We start from the raw sequence: 19,772 nt of genomic DNA, 5'->3' as shown, positions 1-19,772 counted from the left end.
ACAAAATCGCTGCCCATGACAGAAAAGTGCATATTCTCAGCGATCGCGGAATAACGTTTCCTGTGCCGCCGCCACAGGATAAGAGACGATTATTCATAACAGGAGATTTCCGATGCGTGCTGGAGCCATCACTCTGGGCCTCGACTTTGGCAGTGATTCGGTGCGTGCGCTGGCGGTAGACTGCGACAGCGGCAGCGAGCTGAAAACCGCCGTCGTGAACTACTCGCGCTGGCAGCAGGGACTGTACAGCGATCCCCATACCAACCGCTTCCGCCACCATCCGCTGGACTATATTGAGGCGATGGAAAAGGCGCTGCTGGGCGTGCTTGACGCGCTGACGCCGGAACAACGTGACAGCGTCACGGGAATCGGCGTCGATACCACCGGTTCGACGCCCGCCCCTGTCGACCGCGACGGCAACGTGCTGGCGCTGCGTCCCGACTTCGCCGACAACCCCAACGCCATGTTCGTGCTGTGGAAAGATCACACGGCGATTGAAGAGGCGGAAGCGATTAACCAGCTCTGCCGCAGCGGACGCTTTACCGACTACAGCCGCTATATTGGCGGCATCTACTCGTCGGAGTGGTTCTGGGCGAAAATTCTGCACGTCTCGCGCGCCGACGCCGCGGTGCGCGACGCCGCCGTGTCCTGGGTGGAGCTGTGCGACTGGGTGCCGGCGCTGCTGAGCGGCACCACCGCTCCAGCCAGCCTGCGCCGCAGCCGCTGCGCCGCCGGGCATAAGGCGCTGTGGCATCCCGACTGGCAGGGACTGCCCGACCCCGACTTTCTTAACGCGCTCGACCCGCTGCTGACCCAGCAGCTCGACTCGCCGCTGTTCCATGACACCTGGACCGCCGATATTCCGGTTGGCACGCTGAGCGCCGACTGGGCGCAGCGGCTCGGCCTGAAGCAGAGCGTCACCATCGCCGGCGGCGCGTTCGACTGCCATATGGGCGCCGTCGGCGCAGGCGCGCAGCCTTATACGCTGGTGAAAGTGATCGGCACCTCTACCTGCGACATCCTGATCGCCGATGCAGAACAGGTGGGCGACCGCGCCATTAAAGGCATCTGCGGCCAGGTCGACGGCAGCGTCATGCCGGGCGCCATCGGCTGCGAAGCGGGCCAGTCGGCGTTCGGCGATATTTACGCCTGGTTCAGCCGCCTGCTCGGCTGGCCGCTGCAGCAGGCGGCGGCGCAGCATCCTGAACTTCAGCCGCAGCTGGCTGAGCTGCAGCGCAACCTGATCCGCCAGCTGACCGAAGCCTGGGCTGCCGATCCGCAGCTGGATCATCTGCCGGTGGTGCTCGACTGGTTCAACGGTCGCCGCACCCCCAACGCCAACCAGCGCCTGAAAGGGGTTATCACCGATCTGAATCTCGGCACTGACGCGCCCGCGCTGTTCGGCGGCCTGATCGCCGCCACCGCCTTCGGCGCGCGCGCCATTATGGAGTGCTTCGAACAGCAGCAGATCCCGGTCGAGAACATCCTGACGCTGGGCGGCATCGCGCGCAAATCGCCCGCCATCATGCAGGCGTGCTGCGACGTGATGAACCGTCCGCTGGATATCGTCGCCTCCGACGAGTGCTGTGCGCTGGGCGCGGCGATCTTCGCCGCCGTCGCCGCGGGCGTTTACGCCTCGGTGCCCGAGGCGCAGAAAGCGATGGCCAGCCCGATTGCCGTCACGCTACAGCCCGACGCCGCCCGAGTCGCGCGCTATCAGCAGCTTTACGAACGTTATCAACTCTGGTGCGCGGCGGCTGAGCCGCAGTATGCGTCGCGCCCCGCCAACGCTAATTAAGGAGTGGTTTTATGGATCAGTACAACGCGCACAGCGTATGGTTTGTGATTGGCACCCAGCATCTTTACGGCGCGGAAACCCTCCGTCAGGTCGAAGAGCACGCGCGCCAGGTGGTCGAAGGCCTGAACGCCTCTTCCGCCTTGCCGTTAAAGCTTATCGCCAAACCGCTGGTGAAGTCGCCGGATGAAGCGCTGGCGCTCTGCCGCGACGCCAGCCACGACGACAGCTGCGTCGGCATCATTACCTGGCTGCACACCTTTTCGCCCGCCAAAATGTGGATCGGCGGGCTCAGCGTGCTGAACAAGCCGCTGCTGCAGTTCCATACCCAGTTCAACGCGGAGATCCCGTGGGACAGTATGGATATGGACTTTATGAACCTGAACCAGACCGCGCACGGCGGCCGCGAGTTCGGCTTTATCGGCGCGCGCATGGGGCTGCAGCACAGCGTGATCACCGGCCACTGGCAGGATGCGGCGAGCCAGCAGCGCATCGGCAACTGGATGCGCGCCGCCTTCGCGAAGCAGAGCAGCCAGCAGCTGAAAGTGGCGCGCTTCGGCGACAATATGCGCGAAGTGGCGGTGACCGAAGGGGATAAAGTTGCGGCGCAGATCCAGTTCGGCTACGCGGTCAACGGCTGGGGCGTCGGCGATCTGGTCGAGGTGATTAATCAGGTAAGCGACGGCGAGGTTAACGCGCTGATTGACGAGTACGAGAGCCTCTATCGCTTCAGCGACGTGGCGGCCAGCGGCGGCGAGAAGCGCCAGAACGTGCTTGACGCGGCGCGTATCGAGATCGGCATTAAGCGCTTTCTCGACGACGAGGGCTGCAAAGCCTTCACCACCAATTTCCAGACGCTGCACGGCATGACGCAGCTTCCAGGACTGGCGGTGCAGCGCCTGATGGGCCAGGGCTACGGTTTCGCCGGCGAAGGCGACTGGAAAACTGCCGCGCTGCTGCGCATTTTTAAAGTGCTGGCGGGCGACCGTCCTGGCGGCACCTCTTTTATGGAGGATTACACCTATCACTTCTCGCCCGGCAACGATCTGGTATTAGGCTCGCATATGCTGGAGGTCTGCCCCTCTATCGCCAAAGAGGAGAAGCCGCTGATCGACGTGCAGTTCCTCGGCATCGGCGGCAAAGCGGATCCGGCGCGCCTGATCTTCTCGACCCCGGCCGGCCGCGCGGTCAACGCCAGCGTGATCGATATGGGCGACCGTTTCCGCCTGCTGGTGAACGTGGTAGATGCGATTGAGCAGCCGAAGCCGCTGCCGAAGCTGCCGGTCGCACGCGCCCTGTGGCGCGCCCAGCCGTCGCTGGCCACCGCGTCGGAAGCGTGGATTCTGGGCGGCGGCGCGCATCATACGGTATTCAGCCAGGCGCTGACGCTGGAGGATATGTATCTCTACGGCGAGATGAACGACATCGAAGTGCTGGTGATTGACGAGCATACGCGTTTGCCGGCGTTTAAAGACGCGCTGCGCTGGAATGAGGTTTATTACCGTTCGAAGCGCTAAGCTGCGGTTAGAGAGAAATCAGCGCCGACTTTTAAAGTCGGCGTTTTTTATCAGGCCTGAGCTGATCAGTCGGGAAGATGGGCAGTTCCGTGAAGACGGCGTAAATCCATCCCTGGAGCCTCGGCCTCGCCTTACTCGCCCCATCCCTGGGGCTCGCCCGCAAGCGGGCCAACGCTACGCGTTATTCAAAAACGCTCCCGGCGTTTTTGTCCATGGCTCGGACGCTTCACTCCACTGCCCATCCTCCCTCCTTTATGAACCTCTGTGCGGTTTGTCTAACAGCCATAAAAATGCTCAACCGTGGAAGGGGGCTCTGCCCGAAGAGCAAAGCGTCCGAGCCACATAATTGCGGTTGTTTCATGCAGCCATAAAAATGCCCATCCGTGGAAGGGGGTTCTGCCCGAAGAGCAAAGCGTCCGAGCCAGGATGGCGAGGCCGATCCGCATGGATGCGGGCATTCTTTGCGATCGGGCAGAACCCGCTTTCACGCTGCACATTCTCACAGCTATAGCTTACCGCTCGTACTCATATCCTAACACCAGCCACGCCGCACACTCTCATAACCACAAAAAAGCCGCCCTCAGGCGGCTTAGTCAAAAACAAACTCTCAGGTCGCTATCCGCTTCACCGGCGCATTCTTCTGCCGATCCCACATCACCGTCAGCAAACGCTGCAGCGCGATAAACGCGAACAGCAAAATACCGATGGCGATCTTGGTCCACCAGGAACTCAATGTGCCGTCGAAATTAATCCAGGTCTGAATCAGCCCCTGAATCAGCACGCCAAATAGCGTGCCCAGCACCGTCCCGACGCCGCCGGAAAGCAACGTCCCGCCGATCACCACCGAGGCGATAGCGTCCAGCTCGACGCCCAGCCCCGCCAGCGCATAACCCGCCGAGGTATAAACAGAAAACACAATGCCCGCCAGGGTCGCCAGCGTGGTCGACAGCATATAAATGCGAATCGTGGTAGCGCGCGTGGAAATGCCCATCAGCTGCGCCGAAGTCACGCTGCCGCCGATCGCGTAAACCTGATTGCCGAAGCGCGTACGGTGCGCCAGCAAAATGCCGCCCGCCACCACCAGCAGCATCACCAGCGCCAGCAAACTCAGACGCCCGCCGCCCGGCACCTTCCACGCCAGGCTGGAAAGCGTGGCGTAGAGCGGATGATCGATGGGAATCGAATTCTCCGACACCAGATAGCTACAGCCGCGCAGAAAAAACATCCCCGCCAGCGTAATAATAAACGCCGGGATCTTCAGCGCGTCGATCAGCCAGCCCATCATGGCGCCGAACAGCGCGCCCGCGGCCAAAATAATGGCGAACGCCAGCAGCGGATGAATATGCAAATCGCCGATGGCGCGCGCCAGAAACACGCCGGTAAAGGCGATCACCGCGCCCACCGACAGATCGATGCCGCCGGAGAGGATCACAAACGTCATGCCGACGGCGATAATGCCGAGAAAAGCGTTATCGGTCAGAATATTGCAGATCACGCGCGTCGAGGCGAAGCCGGGAAACTGGCTCAGACAGAACAGATAGCCGGCGACAAATACCAGCAGCGTAATCATCAGGGGAAGATGACGTTTAATCATTGAGGCCGTCTCCGTTTCAACATCGCCAGAAAGCGCGGCGACTGCAGCAGCAGCACGCCCATCACCACCACCGCCTTCACCACCTGATTCAGCTCCGGCGGAAAACCGGAAAGCAAAATGCCGGTATTCATCGCCTGAATAATCAGCGCGCCGATCAGCGACAGCACCAGATTAAAACGGCCGCCCATCAGCGAGGCGCCGCCGATCACCACCGCGAGAATCGCATCCAGCTCCAGCCACAGGCCGGCGTTATTGGCGTCCGCGCCGCGAATATCGGCGGTCACGATCAGGCCCGCCACCGCCGCGCACAGCCCGCTGATCGCATAGGTGGACATCACCACCAGCCAGCCGGTCACGCCCGCGTTGCGCGCGGCGCGCAGGTTAATCCCCACCGCCTCGATAAACAGCCCGAGCGCGGTCTTGCGCGTCAGCAGCCAGACCAGCAGCGCCGCCGCGAGGGTAATCCACACCGGCACCGGCAGCAGCCACAGCGACCCGCTGCCCAGCCATCCGAGCGCCGCGCTGTCGAAGGTCACGATCTGCCCCTGGGTAATCAGCTGCGCGATGCCGCGCCCCGCCACCATCAAAATCAGCGTGGCGACAAAAGGCTGAATGCGCAGCAGCGCCACCAGCACGCCGTTCCAGAGCCCGCACAGCAGCCCGGCGCCCAGCGCGGACAAAATCACCGTCGTGAGGCTGTGGCCCGACACCGTCAGGGTAGCGGCGGTCGCGCCCGCAATCGCCATCACCGCGCCCACCGAAAGATCGATGCCGCCGGTAGCGATCACCAGCGTCATGCCGACCGCCAGCAGCGCCACCGGCGCGGCGCGGTTAAGAATATCGATCGGGCTGCCGAACAGACGACCCTCCTGCAGATGCACGGCGAAAAAATTATTCGCCACCAGGCTATCCACCAGCAGCACCAGAATCAGCGCGGCGATCTGCGGCAGGCCCGGCGGCAGGCGAAACTTACGGCGTTCTGGCTTCGTCATATGGGATTCAAGCATGTTGTGCCCCTCCGTCCGCGATGGCGTTAACAATCGACGCCACCGAAAGCTGCTCAAGCGGGATCTCCGCCACCTGTTTCAGGTCGCGCATAATCACCACGCGATCGGCATAGCCCACCAGCTCCTCCAGCTCGGAAGAGATCACCAGCAGCGCCAGGCCATCGGCGCACAGGGATTCGATCAGGCGAATAATCTCGGCGTGGGCGCCGACGTCGATGCCGCGCGTGGGTTCATCCAGGATCAGAAACTGCGGTTTGGTCACCAGCCAGCGCGACAGCAGCACCTTCTGCTGATTGCCGCCGGAAAGCAGCTCCACCGGCTGCTCGGCGTGCGGCGTGCGGATGCCGAGGCTCTTGATAAAGCGCTCGGCGATCGCCTGCTGTTCGCGCCGCTTAATCGGACGCAGCCAGCCGCGCTGCGCCTGCAGCGCCAGGATAATATTTTCGCGCACCGAGGCGGCGCCGATAATGCCGTCGGTCTTGCGATCCTCCGGACAAAAACCGATGCCGAGCCGCGACGCCTGCGCCGGCGAGCGGATCGTCTGAGGTTTGCCTTTAATGGTCGCCGTGCCGCGATCGGGCCGGCGAATGCCGAACAGCACCTCGGCGGTCTCGGTGCGGCCGGAGCCGAGTAAGCCGGCCAGGCCCACCACTTCCCCAGGACGCACCTCAAGGTCGAAAGGCTCGATGGTGCCCTTCTTGCCGTAGTCGCGAAACGACGCCACCGGCTGATTGCTGCGCAGCGTGCTGCCCTGACGCTGCAGCGCGGTTTCCAGCAGCTCGCGCCCCAGCATCAGCTTAATCAGCTCAATCTGCGGCAGCGTGGCGGTATCGCGCGTGGCGATAAACTGGCCGTTGCGCAGCACCGTAATGCGGTCGGTGATGCGGTAGACCTGATCGAGAAAGTGCGTGACGAAGATCAGGCTCATCCCTTTGGCCTTCAGCTGCGCCATCAGGGTAAAGAGCATCTCCACTTCGCTGGCGTCGAGGCTGGCGGTCGGCTCGTCGAGGATCAGCACCTGCGCCGAGAGATCGACCGCGCGGCAGATGGCGATAATCTGCTGCATCGCCACCGAGTAGTGCCCCAGCGGACGCGTCACGTCGAGAATAAAACCGTAATTGCGCAGCAGCGCGTCGGCGTCGCGCACCATCCTGCGGCGGTCCACCATGCCGAAGCGGCGCGGCTCGCGCCCGATAAACAGGTTGTCGGCCACCGACATATTCGGCAGCAGATTGACCTCCTGATAGACGGTGCCGATACCCATCTTCTGCGCATCGGCGGTGCTGCGCGGCGCAATGGTCTGCCCGTTCAGCGTCAGCGTGCCCGCGTCGCGGCTATAGACCCCGGTCAGCACCTTAATCAGCGTCGACTTGCCCGCGCCGTTTTCGCCCAGCAGCGCCATGATCTCGCCTTTGCGCACGCTAAACGATACGTTATCCAGCGCCTTCACGCCGGGAAACCCTTTGCTGACGCCGCTGATGGTGAGCAGCGCATCGTCATTGTGCCTAATCATTTTGTCAGCCCCGCCTCAACAGATAAAAAGCCGCTCAGGAGAGCGGCTCGCGGCTCAGTAACCCATGCCTTTTTTCAAATCCAGCTGCGCCTGCGCATCGGCAGGCAAAAAGAGGCGGGTTTCGGTTTTGGTGATCTTCGGCGGCAGCGTGCCGTCTTTTTTGAACTTCTCCAGCGCGTCGAATGCCGGGCCTGCCATATTTGGCGTCAGCTCGACGTTGGCGTTAGCCTCGCCCGCCAGCATCGCCTTATAGATATCGGGCACGCCGTCAATTGAGCCGGTGAGAATATCCTTGCCGGGCTTCAGCCCCGCCTCTTTGATCGCCTGAATCGCGCCGATCGCCATGTCGTCGTTATGGGCGTAAACCATGCAGATATTCTTGCCGTTGTTTTCCGCCTTAATAAAACTCTCCATCACCTCTTTACCCTTGCTGCGGGTAAAGTCACCCGACTGCGAGCGCACCACCTTGATATTCGGATGGCCCGCTATCGCCTCGGCAAAGCCTTTCTTGCGGTCGATGGCGACGCTGGCGCCCACGGTGCCCTGCAGTTCAACCACGTTGCACGGCTTGTCGCCGACGGTTTTCGCCAGCCAGTCGCCGATCAGCTTGCCTTCCAGCACGTTGTCAGCGGTGACCACCGTCATATAGAGCGATTTATCTTTCACCACGATGGCGCGGTCGAGCAGGAAAACCGGGATTTTGGCGTCTTTAGCTTCTTCCAGCACCGGCTCCCAGCCGGTCTGCACCACCGGCGCGATAAAAATCGCGTCGACGCCCTGAGCGATGAATGAACGTACCGCCTTGATCTGGTTCTCTTGTTTCTGCTGACCGTCGGCAATTTTCAGCGTGATGCCGCGTTTCGCCGCTTCGCTTTTCGCCACGCTGGTTTCTGCTGCGCGCCAGCCCGATTCGGAGCCGACCTGAGAGAAGCCGACCGTCAGGTCTGCCGCCATAACCGGCGCAGCTAGCGCGGCGCTGACCAGGCTGGTCAAAAGTAAACGTTTCCACATAGTTTGCATTCCTCTGAAGGGCTTTTGCGAGTAAGGGTAAAGAGCCCGTTTAGCCTGGCGCAAATCGGCCTGAATAAGGGCGACGCGCTTCACAAATCGGTTCAAATTAAAGGGGTTACGTGCAGGTATGGCAGTCTGGCACGCTATTGTTCATGGACAAAACGACTGGGTTATGTAAACGTGCTGGTTAAATAAATGTAATAAACAGAATCGCTTATGAAATCTTCCTCTGAAAGCGATTACAATAATACGTAAACTTTGGTCACCGCCTGCCTTGCTGGCGAGATAACAATTTTGTGATTTCCCGCACAGTGGTGCGCCTTGAAGGCTCGGGCCAGCAGAATTACCGCGCGGGTTAAATCAGCCCTGCGCCAGACAAGAGGGAATATCCTCTGGCTTAATCCAGCCAGCGCGTCGGGGTAAGTAATTCAGGATACTTTCTTACCTCAGGCGAGGCGGTTTTCTTTCAGGAAAGCGGGAGTAACGTGCGCGCGCTGCCCTTACGCCGCTAAGCGCAGCGGCACGGCGCGGAGAGCGGTTTGTCAGGTTTTTGCCGTTTCGCTTTATTTATGCTTGTATGTTAAAAAGTGGGTTTTTTAGCGCATTGATTAAAAAAATTAATAATTTGTCTTTTTCCCAGAATAAGTCGCTGGACACTCTGCGCCTGCTCCCTATACTGACCGCTTCTCTGTTCTCTCTAATTACGGCAATCATGACTGCGCAAGATTACCTTCTCAAATTCCGCAAAGTGAATAATCTGGAAAGTCTGGAAAAACTCTACGATCACCTTAACTACTCGCTTACCGATGACAGCGAGATCATCAGCATGTACCGTGCGGCGGATCACCGACGCGCAGAGCTGGCGTCTGGCGGGCGACTCTACGACCTCGGCCGCGTGCCGAAAACGGTGTGGCGTTACGTGGTCTGATTAGAGGTTATCTGGCCTGCCGGCAAGACGCCGCTTCTGCACAGGCAGGCCCTGTCTGAACGTGTTATCCTCACCCGCTTTCCTTGTCGCAACAGGATCTCCTCCATGAACGAATCGGTAACTGCGCCGCGTCTGGGCGGCTGGCTGCTTGTGCCGCTCGCCTGGCTGATTATGATGATGCTCACCAGCGCGATGGTGCTGGCGATGTACCTCAGCCCTCTGTTCAATCCGGTATGGCGCGCGACGCTGTTTTCGCATGGCGGCATGCTGGTGACCAACTGGGCGATCTCCCTGCTGACCGCGCTCGCCGTCTGGCTCTACAGCCTCTGGGTCTGCTGGATTTTCTGCAAGCGCTCGCGTCGTCTGCCGCGCCACTACATTATCTGGCTGCTGGTCACGCTGCTGCTGGCGCTGAAGACCTTCGCTTTTACGCCGGTCTCCGACGGCAAGGCCGCCCAGACGCTGCTGCTGGCGCTGCTGGCCGCGGCGGTGTTCGTGCCCTATTTCAAACGCTCTCAGCGGGTGAAATCGACCTTTATCCAGCCGTAACGCCGTGAGTTTCGTCAATAATTTAATTCTGAGTGCGAAACAGCGCGCGGCGTTTCGCGCAGTGGTTGAGATAGCGTCACAGATCACAGATAATGGGCCGCTTTCCGAATCAATGGCGAAAAAATGACCGATTATCTGCTGCTGTTTGTAGGCACTGTGCTGGTGAACAACTTCGTTCTGGTGAAATTTCTTGGCCTCTGCCCCTTTATGGGCGTTTCCAAAAAACTGGAAACGGCGATCGGCATGGGCCTGGCGACTACGTTCGTCATTACGCTGGCGTCGATTTGCGCCTGGCTGGTGAACCACCTGATACTGGTGCCGCTCGACCTCGTCTACTTGCGCACTATGGCCTATATCCTGGTGATCGCCGTCGTGGTGCAGTTCACCGAAATGGTGGTGCGTAAAACCAGCCCGTCGCTCTACCGTCTGCTCGGCATCTTTCTGCCGCTGATCACCACCAACTGCGCGGTGCTCGGCGTGCCGCTGCTCAGCGTCAATCTGAATCATACCTTTCTGCAGGCGGCGCTTTACGGCTTCAGCGCCTCGCTCGGCTTTTCGCTGGTGATGGTGCTGTTCGCCGGCATGCGCGAGCGTCTGGTGCTGGCAAACGTGCCTGCGCCCTTTAAAGGTTCCTCTATCGCGCTGGTGACCGCCGGCCTGATGGCGCTGGCGTTTATGGGCTTTACCGGTCTGGTGAAATTCTGATGAGCGCGATCTGGATTGCCATTATCGTTCTGAGCGCGCTGAGCCTGGTGTTCGGCGCCCTGCTCGGCTATGCCTCGCGCCGCTTCCAGGTTGAAGAAGATCCCATCGTCGAGCAGATCGACGAACTGCTGCCGCAAAGCCAGTGCGGCCAGTGCGGCTATCCCGGCTGCCGTCCCTATGCGGACGCGGTGGGCAATAACGGCGAGGCGATCAATAAATGTGCGCCGGGCGGCGAGCAGACCATGCTCAAGCTGGCGGCGCTGCTGAACGTCGACCCGCAGCCGATTGACGGCGACGAAACGGCGAAAGAGCCGGTGCGCACCGTCGCCTGGATCGATGAAGCGAACTGCATTGGCTGCACCAAGTGCATCCAGGCCTGCCCGGTCGACGCCATCGTCGGCGCAACGCGCGCGATGCATACCGTGCTGAGCGACGTCTGCACCGGCTGCGACCTCTGCGTCGCGCCCTGTCCCACCGACTGCATCGAGATGCGTCCGGTGGCGACCACCACCGCTAACTGGAAATGGGATCTTGAGACCATTCCTGTACGGGTGATCCCGGTAGAAAGTCATGCTTAATCTGTTAAATATCTTTCGTAAAGAGAAGCTGTGGGATTTCGAAGGCGGCATTCATCCGCCGGAAATGAAAACCCAGTCGAACGGCACGCCGCTGAGCCAGCTGCCGCTGCCGGACCGCTTTATTATCCCGCTGAAGCAGCATATCGGCCATGAGGGCGAGATTTGCGTCGCGCCGGGCGATCGCGTGCTGCGCGGTCAGCCGCTGACTTTCGGCAGCGGCCGGATGCTGCCGGTGCATGCGCCGACCTCCGGCACCATTGACGCCATTGGCCAGCATATGACCGCGCACCCCTCCGGGCTGTCGGAGCTGTGTATTTTTATGTCGCCGGACGGCGAGGATCGCTGGACGCTGCTTGAGCCGATGGCGGACTACCGCCAGCGCGAGCGCGCCGCCATCGTGCAGCGCATTCACGACGCGGGCGTCGCCGGTCTTGGCGGCGCGGGCTTCCCTACCGGCACCAAGCTGCGCGGCGGCCTGCGCGGGGTGAAAACCCTGATTATCAACGCCGCCGAGTGCGAGCCCTATATCACCGCCGACGATCGCCTGATGCAGGATTATGCCGCCGAAGTGCTGGAAGGGAGCCGCATCCTCGCCTGGGTGCTGCAGGCCGAGCGCGTGCTGATCGGCATCGAAGACAACAAGCCGGAAGCGATTGCCGCGCTGAAGCAGGCGCTGGGCGGCGAGCGCGATCTGCAAATCCGCGTGATTCCGACTAAATATCCCTCCGGCGGCGCGAAGCAGCTCACCAAAATTCTGACCGGACTGGAAGTGCCGCACGGCGGACGCTCTACCGATATCGGCGTGCTGATGCAGAACGTCGGCACCGCCTGGGCGGTGAAGCGCGCGGTGATCGACGGCGAGCCGCTCACCGAGCGCGTGGTGACCCTGACCGGCGAGGCGATTGCGCAGCCGCGCAACGTCTGGAGCCGCATCGGCACCCCCATCAGCCATCTGCTGCATCAGGTCGGCTTTACGCCCGCGCCGCGTCAGATGGTGATTATGGGCGGCCCGCTGATGGGCTTTACCCTGCCGTCGCTCGACGTGCCGGTGGTGAAGATCACCAACTGCATTCTTGCGCCCTCCGCCAGTGAAATGGGCAACAACGAAGAAGAACAGTCCTGTATTCGCTGCTCCGCCTGCGCCGACGCCTGCCCGGCGAAGCTGCTGCCGCAGCAGCTCTACTGGTACAGCCAGGGCGGCGATCACGATAAAGCGCGCGCCCACCATATCGACGACTGCATCGAATGCGGCGCCTGCGCCTATGTCTGCCCGAGCAATATTCCGCTGGTGCAGTACTACCGTCAGGAGAAGGCGGAACTGCGCGCCATCGATCTTGAAGCGAAGCGCACCGCCGAGGCGAAAGCGCGCTTCGAGGCGCGCCAGGCGCGTCTGGAACGCGAGAAGCTGGCGCGCGAAGCGAAGCATGAACAGGCGAAGCAGCGCGTGGCGCGCAGCGACGAAGGCGAACTGGCCGCCGCCCGCGAACGCGTGATGGCGAAACGCCAGGCGGCGGGCGTCGTCGATCCGGCGGTGGAAGAAGCGCAGCGTCAGGCGCGCCATGCGCAGGCGCATCTGCGTCAGGCGGAAGCGCAGGCAGAAACCCAGCCGGTGACCCGCCAGACGGAAGATCCGCGCAAAGCGGCGGTGGAAGCCGCCATCGCCCGCGCCAAAGCGAAGAAAGTCGCGCAGCCGGAAGCGGCGGAAGCCCCCCAGAGTGAGGCGGCCGATCCGCGCAAGGCGGCGGTCGAAGCCGCTATCGCCCGCGCCAAAGCGAAAAAAGCTGAAGCGGCCCAGGCCGCCGGCACGCCCACCGAAGAGGTGCAGCCGGTCGAGGATGTGCCGCCGGCTGATCCGCGCAAGGCGGCAGTTGAAGCCGCTATCGCCCGCGCCAAAGCGAAGAAAGCCGCTGCCGCCCAGGCCGCCGCCGGCACGCCCACCGAAGAGGTGCAGCCGGTCGAAGATGTGCCGCCGGCTGATCCACGCAAGGCGGCGGTTGAAGCCGCTATCGCCCGCGCCAAAGCGAAAAAAGCTGAAGCGGCCCAGGCCGCCGCCGGTACGCCCACCGAAGAGGTGCAGCCGGTCGAGGATGTGCCGCCGGCTGATCCGCGCAAGGCGGCAGTCGAAGCCGCTATCGCCCGCGCCAAAGCGAAAAAAGCTGAAGCGGCCCAGGCCGCCGCCGGCACGCCCACCGAAGAGGCGCAGCCGGTCGACGACGCGCCAGCGGCCGATCCGCGCAAGGCGGCAGTTGAAGCCGCTATCGCCCGCGCCAAAGCGAAAAAAGCCGCTGCCGCGCAGGCCGCCGCCGGCACGCCCACCGAAGAGGTGCAGCCGGTCGAGGATGTGCCGCCGGCTGATCCGCGCAAGGCGGCAGTTGAAGCCGCTATCGCCCGCGCCAAAGCAAAGAAAGCCGCTGCCGCGCAGGCATCAGAAAAGGACGTCGTGACCCTCGACGTTGCCAACAGTGATGCGCGTCCGTCGGAAGACGCGCGCAAGGCAGCCGTCGCTGCCGCTATCGCCCGGGCGAAAGCGCGTAAAGCGCAGCCGCCGTCGACGTTTGAGGAATAAATGGCTTTTCGTATCGCAAGCTCCCCTTATACCCATAACCGTCGCAGCACCGGCAACATTATGTTGCTGGTGGTGCTGGCGGCCGTCCCCGGCTTCGCCGCGCAATGGTATTTCTTTGGCTATGGCAGCGTGCTGCAGGTGCTGCTGGCGGTGCTGACCGCATGGCTGGCGGAAGCGGCCATTCTGCGGCTGCGCAAGGCGCCGATCGCTCCCAGCCTGGCGGATAACTCCGCGCTGCTGACCGCCGTGCTTATCGGCATTAGCCTGCCGCCGCTCGCGCCCTGGTGGCTGGTGGTGATCGGCACCCTGTTCGCTATCGTGATCGCCAAGCAGCTCTACGGCGGTCTCGGCCAGAACCCGTTCAATCCGGCAATGGTCGGCTATGTGGTGCTGCTGATCTCTTTCCCGGTGCAGATGACCAGCTGGCTGCCGCCCGATGCGCTGCAGGTGGTGAAACCGGGGCTGCTCGATTCGCTGAGCATGATCTTTTCCGGCCATACGCTGGCGGGCGAAACCATGCAGCAGCTGCAGATCGGCGCCGACGGCATCAGCCAGGCGACGCCGCTGGATACCTTTAAAACCGGCCTGCGCGCCGGCCACAGCGCGGAGCAGCTGCTGGCGCAGCCGATCTATACCGGCGTGCTGGCCGGCCTGGGCTGGCAGTGGATCAACCTTGGCTATCTGGCCGGGGGCCTGTTTCTGCTGTGGAAAAACGCCATTCGCTGGCATATTCCGGCGGCGATGCTGTTGTCGCTGGCGTTCTGCGCCACGCTGGGCTGGCTGATCTCGCCGGAGAGCCTTAACACGCCGCTGATCCACCTCTTTTCCGGCGCCACCATGCTCGGCGCGTTTTTCATCGCCACCGATCCGGTAACCGCCTCCACCACCAACCGCGGGCGTCTGCTCTACGGCGCGCTGATTGGTCTGCTGGTGTGGCTGATCCGCAGCTTCGGCGGCTATCCCGACGGCGTCGCCTTTGCCGTGCTGCTGGCGAATATCTGCGTGCCGCTAATCGATTACTACACGCAGCCGCGCGTCTACGGCCATCGCAAGGAGTGATCGATGCTTGAGACTATCCGTAAAAACGCCGTTACCCTGGCGCTGTTCGCGGTGTTCACCACCGGGTTGACCGCCGTGGTGAACTACGTGACCAAACCCACCATTGCCCATCAAACGGCGCTGAATCAGAAAAACCTGCTGGATCAGGTGGTGCCGGTCGATCTGTACGATAATCAGATTCAGCGCGAATGTTACCTTGTCACCGATGCCGCGCTGGGCAACGCCGCGCCGCACCACCTCTATCTGGCGCGCAAAGGCGATGCGCCGGTGGCGGCCGCGCTTGAGACCACCGCGCCGGATGGCTATTCTGGTGCGATACAGATGCTGGTCGGCGCCGATTTTCACGGCAAGGTGCTGGGCGTACGCGTTATCGAACATCACGAAACCCCCGGCCTTGGCGACAAGATCGAGCTGCGGATCTCTGACTGGATTAACAGCTTTAACGGCAAAGTGGTGCACGGCGCCGATGACAAAGCCTTTGCGGTAAAGAAAGATGGCGGCGAGTTCGACCAGTTTACCGGCGCCACCATCACGCCGCGCGCCGTGGTTAACGCCACGAAGCGCGCCGCGCTACTGATTGAAACGCTGAGCGGCAACGTCTCGTCGCTGCCCGAATGTGGAGAGGCAAATGAGTGAAGCCAAAAACCTGCTGGTAGGCGGCCTGTGGAAAAACAACTCGGCGCTGGTGCAGCTGCTGGGGCTCTGCCCGCTGCTGGCCGTCACCTCGACGGCGACCAACGCGCTGGGACTCGGCCTGGCGACCACGCTGGTGCTGACCATAACCAACAGCGCCATTTCCGCCTCGCGCCGCTGGGTGCCGTCGGAAATCCGCATCCCGATCTACGTGATGATCATCGCCTCGGTGGTGAGCTGCGTGCAGATGCTGATCAACGCCTACGCCTATGGCCTTTATGAGTCGCTCGGCATCTTTATTCCGCTGATCGTCACCAACTGCATCGTGGTCGGCCGCGCCGAAGCGGTCGCCTCGAAGAGCAGCATTCCCCTCGCCGCGCTGGATGGCTTCGCCATCGGCATGGGCGCAACCTGCGCCATGGTGACTCTCGGCTCGATTCGCGAGCTGATCGGCAGCGGCACGCTGTTTAACGGCGCGGATCAGCTGCTCGGCCCCTGGGCCAGGGCGCTGCGCATCGAGGTGGTGCATTTCGACTCGCCGATGCTGCTGGCGATGCTGCCGCCAGGGGCTTTTATCGGCCTCGGCATGCTGCTGGCCGCGAAGTATCTGATCGATCAGAAACTGAAACAGCGCGCCGCGCGCCGCGAGGCGGAAGCCGCGGCGGCCGAGCCGCACGCGCCTGCAGGGAAAGCGGTGTGAATCAGGCGAAACGCAGAGAAATCCTTACCCGGCTGCGGGACAACAACCCGCACCCCACCACCGAACTCCATTTCACGTCGCCGTTCGAGCTGCTGATCGCCGTGCTGCTGTCGGCGCAGGCGACCGACGTCAGCGTCAATAAGGCGACAGCGAAGCTCTATCCGGTGGCAAATACCCCCGCCGCGATGCTGGCGCTGGGCGTAGAGGGCGTGAAGGAGCATATCAAGACCATCGGCCTGTATAACAGCAAGGCTGAGAATGTAATCAAAACCTGCCGTATTCTGCTGGAGCAGCACGGCGGCGAGGTGCCGGAAGATCGCGCCGCGCTGGAGGCGCTGCCGGGCGTCGGGCGCAAAACGGCTAACGTGGTGCTGAACACCGCTTTCGGCTGGCCGACCATCGCCGTGGATACCCATATTTTTCGCGTCAGCAACCGTACTCGCTTCGCGCCAGGCAAGAACGTGGAAGAGGTAGAGGCGAAGCTGCTGAAAGTGGTCCCCGCCGAGTTTAAGGTGGATTGCCACCACTGGCTGATCCTGCATGGCCGCTACACCTGCGTCGCGCGCAAGCCGCGCTGCGGCGCCTGCCTGATTGAAGATCTGTGCGAGTTTCCCGACAAGACGGAAATCTAACGGGCGCACCGCGCCCGTCATGCCTCAGCGCCCTGCCAGCGCCGCCTGTAGCCAGGCGATCGTCAGCGGCGAATCTTTCCCCTGCAGCGCGGCCCGCTCCGACTGAAACAGCGTCGCGACGAAGAACGGGTGATCGGTCAGTTCAATGCCGCGCACATCGCCTGAAGCGTCCCAGGAGGTGATACGCAGGTTCTCTCCTTCCAGCGCCTCGCTAAACGCGGGATTAACGCCGAAATTACAGTGGTAGCCTTCATCGCTTGACTGCGCGCCGTAGGCCTCGGCGATGCGCGATCCCGGCGCGAACCTGACTTCGCCCCGCTGTTCCACCAGCGAACAGCTGAGCGGCGCGATGACCATGCGGCCGCCCTCGTCGGTTTCGGCGTGGTTCGCATCCTGCCAGCCCAGCACGCTGCGGGCATACTCAATCACCGCATACTGAAAACCGCCGCAGGATCCGAGAAAGGGATGCTGCTGCTCACGCGCCCAGCGTATGGTGTCAAACACCGCTTCGTCGTGTTTATAGGGGCTGCCCGGCACCACCCAGACGGCGTCGCTCTTTTTGACGGCGCTGAGATCGCCGAGCTGGTCAGTCGCGAGCCAGCGAAAGCTGACGGCGGCGCCCAGATGCGCGGCGGCGCGCTCGATAGCCAGAGGAATAGCCTGATGCGCAACGGCGCTGGCGCGATAATCGCCTACCAGCGCCAGGTTCAAAGAAGCTGCCATGATAACGTCCTGTAAGGGGAAATTTCGAGGTTACCGGATCGTTAATTTGATGTCGATACGGTAAAAATCGCAATTTTTATCTGACAACAAGGTTGAGTAAAGGCGCTAAAAAACGCATCTTTCCATCCGTCGAAGCGTTATCGTTTTTTCCCCTTGCTTTTTGCCTTATCGCCGCTTTTTTACCGCCGTTTATGCCAGCACAAACGCTTTCTTCTTTTACTCCATGAATTAATTGCAAATTTTGTGTGAGAGATCAACTTTTGCCGCGCTGCGCCGCGTTCCAGAAGATAAATTGCCTGATACTTATGCAAACTGGCTAATAAACGTCATAAATGCGGCATAATAATCTGATTAATTATCAATCACTGACACCATAAACTGCCCGTTACCTCAAAAGCAGTTTATCTTGTTAATATGGACAGGCAAGCGTGAAAAACAAACGTTTGTTCTGATATAATCTTTACCACTGAAATTTAAATCCGATTCCCCCGCGTGGTTAAGTTTTTAAACCTTACCTCACCAGGGGTTTTCAGCATTCAAAAAATTCTTGCCCTGATGCGCTTAATCAGCCACATTAGGCGCCGCTTTTCCCTACTAATAACAATGTCGCGCATGGAATCCTGACATGACGCGGACTTATTTCCTGTCGTAAAACAGGGTACGCGAAAAACTGAGGTACACGTGTCAACTGCAAACAAACACACTGATGAGGCCGTTAGCCTCAATGCGTTCAAACAGCCGAAGGCCTTCTACCTGATCTTCTCGATCGAATTGTGGGAGCGCTTCGGTTTCTACGGCCTGCAGGCCATCATGGCTGTTTACCTGGTTAAACAGCTGGGCATGTCGGAAGCGGATTCTATTACGCTGTTCGCCTCTTTTAGCGCGCTGGTTTATGGCCTGGTGGCCATCGGCGGCTGGCTGGGCGATAAAGTGCTGGGCACCAAGCGCGTTATCGTGCTGGGCGTCATCGTGCTGGCGCTGGGTTACGCGCTGGTGGCCTTCTCCGGCCATGACGTCGGCATGGTCTATGTCGGCATGGCGACCATCGCGGTAGGCAGCGGGCTGTTTAAAGCGAATCCCTCTTCGCTGCTCTCTACCTGCTACGAGAAAGATGACCCGCGTCTCGACGGCGCCTTCACCATGTTCTACATGTCAATCAACGTCGGCTCGCTCTTCTCGATGATGCTGACCCCCTGGCTGGCGGCGAAATATGGCTGGAGCGTAGCCTTTTCCCTTTCGGTTGTCGGTCTGGTGATTACCCTGCTTAACTTCCTGTTCTGCAAAGGCCTGGTGAAAAACTACGGCTCGAAGCCGGACTTCGCGCCGCTTAACGTCAGCAAGCTGCTGATGACGCTGGTGGGCGTAGTGGTGCTGGTCGCTATCGCCACCTGGCTGCTGCATAACCAGACTATCGCGCGCATTACCCTGGGCGTGGTCGCGCTGGGCATTATCCTGATCTTCGCCAAAGAGGCTTTCTCGCTGAAAGGCGCGGCGCGTCGCAAAATGATCGTGGCCTTTCTGCTGATGGTCGAAGCGATTGTCTTCTTCGTGCTCTATATGCAGATGCCGACCTCGCTTAACTTCTTTGCGATTCGCAACGTCGAACACACCATTCTGGGGATTACCTTCGAACCCGAGCAGTTCCAGGCGCTCAACCCGTTCTGGATTATGCTGGCGAGCCCCCTGCTGGCTGCGGTCTACAACAAGCTGGGCGACCGTCTGCCGATGCCGTTTAAATTCGCTATCGGCATGGTGCTCTGCTCGGCCGCCTTCCTGGTGCTGCCGCTGGGCGCGAAGTTCGCCTCGGATGCCGGTATCGTTTCAGTTAACTGGCTGATCCTGAGCTATGCGCTGCAGAGCATCGGCGAGCTGATGATCTCCGGTCTCGGTCTGGCGATGGTGGCGCAGCTGGTGCCGCAACGTCTGATGGGCTTTATCATGGGCTCCTGGTTCCTCACCACCGCTGGCGCGGCGATGATCGCCGGCAAAGTGGCGGGCCTGATGGCCGTGCCGGAGAACGTGACCGATCCGCTCGCCTCGCTGAGCGTCTACAGCAGCGTCTTCCAGCAGATCGGCATCGTGACCGGCGTGATCGCCGTGCTGATGCTGCTGACCGCACCGCTGCTGAACCGCATGGCGCAGACGCCGCAAGAAGAGCTGAAAAAAGCGCAGGCCTGATCGTTCAGGTAACATGCAGCCGGGCCATGCGCCCGGCTTTTTTTTATCCTTTTCCGGGCCAGAGGCAACGCTTGATCGCGGTCA

17 protein-coding genes are annotated in these 19,772 nt (G+C 61.2%); 12 read left to right on the top strand and 5 right to left on the bottom strand.

What is annotated here, in order from left to right:
- Positions 1–112 precede the first annotated feature (112 nt).
- The gene (locus AC6I7Z_RS09125; RefSeq protein WP_497813943.1) at positions 113–1,798 is read left to right on the top strand and encodes a ribulokinase; all 1,686 of its coding nucleotides are present in this window, start codon (positions 113–115) and stop codon (positions 1,796–1,798) included.
- A gap of 11 nt (positions 1,799–1,809) precedes the next feature.
- A complete protein-coding gene (gene araA, locus AC6I7Z_RS09120; RefSeq protein ID WP_497813942.1) occupies positions 1,810–3,312 on the top strand; it encodes an L-arabinose isomerase in 1,503 nt (500 codons plus the stop codon).
- Between the two features lie 607 nt (positions 3,313–3,919).
- Here araA and yjfF read toward each other — a convergent pair.
- From yjfF to ytfQ, 4 genes are read right to left on the bottom strand one after another with little or no spacing between them, the layout of a single operon-like run.
- Positions 3,920–4,906 (bottom strand): galactofuranose ABC transporter, permease protein YjfF, encoded by a 987-nt coding sequence (gene yjfF / locus AC6I7Z_RS09115; protein WP_497813941.1) that lies wholly within the window; start codon positions 4,904–4,906, stop codon positions 3,920–3,922.
- Complete coding sequence (gene ytfT, locus AC6I7Z_RS09110; RefSeq protein ID WP_497813940.1) at positions 4,903–5,913, bottom strand: galactofuranose ABC transporter, ATP-binding protein YtfT; 1,011 nt, start codon at positions 5,911–5,913, stop codon at positions 4,903–4,905. The genes yjfF and ytfT overlap by 4 nt, the downstream gene beginning before the upstream one ends.
- Positions 5,906–7,426, bottom strand: a complete 1,521-nt coding sequence (gene ytfR / locus AC6I7Z_RS09105; protein WP_497813939.1) for a galactofuranose ABC transporter, ATP-binding protein YtfR — start codon at positions 7,424–7,426, stop codon at positions 5,906–5,908. Before ytfR ends, ytfT begins: the two co-directional genes overlap by 8 nt.
- A 54-nt stretch (positions 7,427–7,480) precedes the next feature.
- Positions 7,481–8,437 carry a galactofuranose ABC transporter, galactofuranose-binding protein YtfQ gene (gene ytfQ / locus AC6I7Z_RS09100; protein ID WP_033747382.1) on the bottom strand — a complete coding sequence of 319 codons (957 nt, stop codon included), beginning with the start codon at positions 8,435–8,437 and terminating at the stop codon, positions 7,481–7,483.
- Between the two features lie 712 nt (positions 8,438–9,149).
- Here ytfQ and ydgT point away from each other — a divergent pair.
- The 9 genes from ydgT (at position 9,150) to nth (ending at position 16,787) form a co-directional block, all read left to right on the top strand.
- The gene (gene ydgT, locus AC6I7Z_RS09095) at positions 9,150–9,365 is read left to right on the top strand and encodes a transcription modulator YdgT (RefSeq protein WP_497813938.1); all 216 of its coding nucleotides are present in this window, start codon (positions 9,150–9,152) and stop codon (positions 9,363–9,365) included.
- Between the two features lie 105 nt (positions 9,366–9,470).
- The gene (locus AC6I7Z_RS09090; protein ID WP_033747386.1) at positions 9,471–9,914 is read left to right on the top strand and encodes a DUF2569 domain-containing protein; all 444 of its coding nucleotides are present in this window, start codon (positions 9,471–9,473) and stop codon (positions 9,912–9,914) included.
- Between the two features lie 123 nt (positions 9,915–10,037).
- The gene (rsxA, locus tag AC6I7Z_RS09085) at positions 10,038–10,619 is read left to right on the top strand and encodes an electron transport complex subunit RsxA (RefSeq protein WP_033747388.1); all 582 of its coding nucleotides are present in this window, start codon (positions 10,038–10,040) and stop codon (positions 10,617–10,619) included.
- Positions 10,619–11,197, top strand: coding sequence for an electron transport complex subunit RsxB (gene rsxB / locus AC6I7Z_RS09080; RefSeq protein WP_497813937.1), 579 nt, complete (start codon positions 10,619–10,621; stop codon positions 11,195–11,197). Before rsxA ends, rsxB begins: the two co-directional genes overlap by 1 nt.
- Complete coding sequence (gene rsxC, locus AC6I7Z_RS09075; RefSeq protein ID WP_497813936.1) at positions 11,190–13,763, top strand: electron transport complex subunit RsxC; 2,574 nt, start codon at positions 11,190–11,192, stop codon at positions 13,761–13,763. Before rsxB ends, rsxC begins: the two co-directional genes overlap by 8 nt.
- The gene (gene rsxD / locus AC6I7Z_RS09070) at positions 13,764–14,822 is read left to right on the top strand and encodes an electron transport complex subunit RsxD (RefSeq protein ID WP_497813935.1); all 1,059 of its coding nucleotides are present in this window, start codon (positions 13,764–13,766) and stop codon (positions 14,820–14,822) included. It begins immediately after the preceding gene.
- A gap of 3 nt (positions 14,823–14,825) precedes the next feature.
- Complete coding sequence (gene rsxG / locus AC6I7Z_RS09065; RefSeq protein ID WP_497813934.1) at positions 14,826–15,458, top strand: electron transport complex subunit RsxG; 633 nt, start codon at positions 14,826–14,828, stop codon at positions 15,456–15,458.
- A complete protein-coding gene (locus AC6I7Z_RS09060) occupies positions 15,451–16,155 on the top strand; it encodes an electron transport complex subunit E (RefSeq protein ID WP_497813933.1) in 705 nt (234 codons plus the stop codon). Before rsxG ends, AC6I7Z_RS09060 begins: the two co-directional genes overlap by 8 nt.
- Positions 16,152–16,787, top strand: a complete 636-nt coding sequence (gene nth / locus AC6I7Z_RS09055; protein ID WP_497813932.1) for an endonuclease III — start codon at positions 16,152–16,154, stop codon at positions 16,785–16,787. The genes AC6I7Z_RS09060 and nth overlap by 4 nt, the downstream gene beginning before the upstream one ends.
- 24 nt (positions 16,788–16,811) lie before the next feature.
- Here the strand turns inward: nth and AC6I7Z_RS09050 are convergent, their stop codons facing one another.
- Entirely contained in the window at positions 16,812–17,510 is a 699-nt protein-coding gene (locus AC6I7Z_RS09050; RefSeq protein WP_497813931.1) for a CTP synthase C-terminal region-related (seleno)protein, read from the bottom strand.
- A gap of 681 nt (positions 17,511–18,191) precedes the next feature.
- On the opposite strand from AC6I7Z_RS09050, the gene dtpA reads away from it, so the two are divergent.
- Positions 18,192–19,688: a dipeptide/tripeptide permease DtpA gene (dtpA, locus tag AC6I7Z_RS09045; RefSeq protein WP_497813930.1), complete on the top strand. Its 1,497-nt coding sequence runs from the start codon at positions 18,192–18,194 to the stop codon at positions 19,686–19,688.
- The last annotated feature ends 84 nt before the right edge of the window (positions 19,689–19,772 follow it).

This window comes from Pantoea sp. X-Soil-MYKO-1289 (assembly GCF_059730625.1).
Note: the sequence above shows the minus strand (reverse complement) of the source record. Positions and strands in the feature narration are given on the sequence as shown.

What these genes read in the sequence shown, in the direction of transcription:
- AC6I7Z_RS09050 (WP_497813931.1), bottom strand. Translation starts at nt 17,510, where the DNA reads ATGGCAGCTTCTTTGAACCTGGCGCTGGTAGGCGATTATCGCGCCAGC.
- ydgT (WP_497813938.1), top strand. Translation starts at nt 9,150, where the DNA reads ATGACTGCGCAAGATTACCTTCTCAAATTCCGCAAAGTGAATAATCTG.
- ytfR (WP_497813939.1), bottom strand. Translation starts at nt 7,426, where the DNA reads ATGATTAGGCACAATGACGATGCGCTGCTCACCATCAGCGGCGTCAGC.
- rsxA (WP_033747388.1), top strand. Translation starts at nt 10,038, where the DNA reads ATGACCGATTATCTGCTGCTGTTTGTAGGCACTGTGCTGGTGAACAAC.
- AC6I7Z_RS09125 (WP_497813943.1), top strand. Translation starts at nt 113, where the DNA reads ATGCGTGCTGGAGCCATCACTCTGGGCCTCGACTTTGGCAGTGATTCG.
- ytfQ (WP_033747382.1), bottom strand. Translation starts at nt 8,437, where the DNA reads ATGTGGAAACGTTTACTTTTGACCAGCCTGGTCAGCGCCGCGCTAGCT.
- araA (WP_497813942.1), top strand. Translation starts at nt 1,810, where the DNA reads ATGGATCAGTACAACGCGCACAGCGTATGGTTTGTGATTGGCACCCAG.
- AC6I7Z_RS09090 (WP_033747386.1), top strand. Translation starts at nt 9,471, where the DNA reads ATGAACGAATCGGTAACTGCGCCGCGTCTGGGCGGCTGGCTGCTTGTG.
- rsxG (WP_497813934.1), top strand. Translation starts at nt 14,826, where the DNA reads ATGCTTGAGACTATCCGTAAAAACGCCGTTACCCTGGCGCTGTTCGCG.
- AC6I7Z_RS09060 (WP_497813933.1), top strand. Translation starts at nt 15,451, where the DNA reads ATGAGTGAAGCCAAAAACCTGCTGGTAGGCGGCCTGTGGAAAAACAAC.
- rsxB (WP_497813937.1), top strand. Translation starts at nt 10,619, where the DNA reads ATGAGCGCGATCTGGATTGCCATTATCGTTCTGAGCGCGCTGAGCCTG.
- rsxC (WP_497813936.1), top strand. Translation starts at nt 11,190, where the DNA reads ATGCTTAATCTGTTAAATATCTTTCGTAAAGAGAAGCTGTGGGATTTC.
- rsxD (WP_497813935.1), top strand. Translation starts at nt 13,764, where the DNA reads ATGGCTTTTCGTATCGCAAGCTCCCCTTATACCCATAACCGTCGCAGC.
- ytfT (WP_497813940.1), bottom strand. Translation starts at nt 5,913, where the DNA reads ATGCTTGAATCCCATATGACGAAGCCAGAACGCCGTAAGTTTCGCCTG.
- yjfF (WP_497813941.1), bottom strand. Translation starts at nt 4,906, where the DNA reads ATGATTAAACGTCATCTTCCCCTGATGATTACGCTGCTGGTATTTGTC.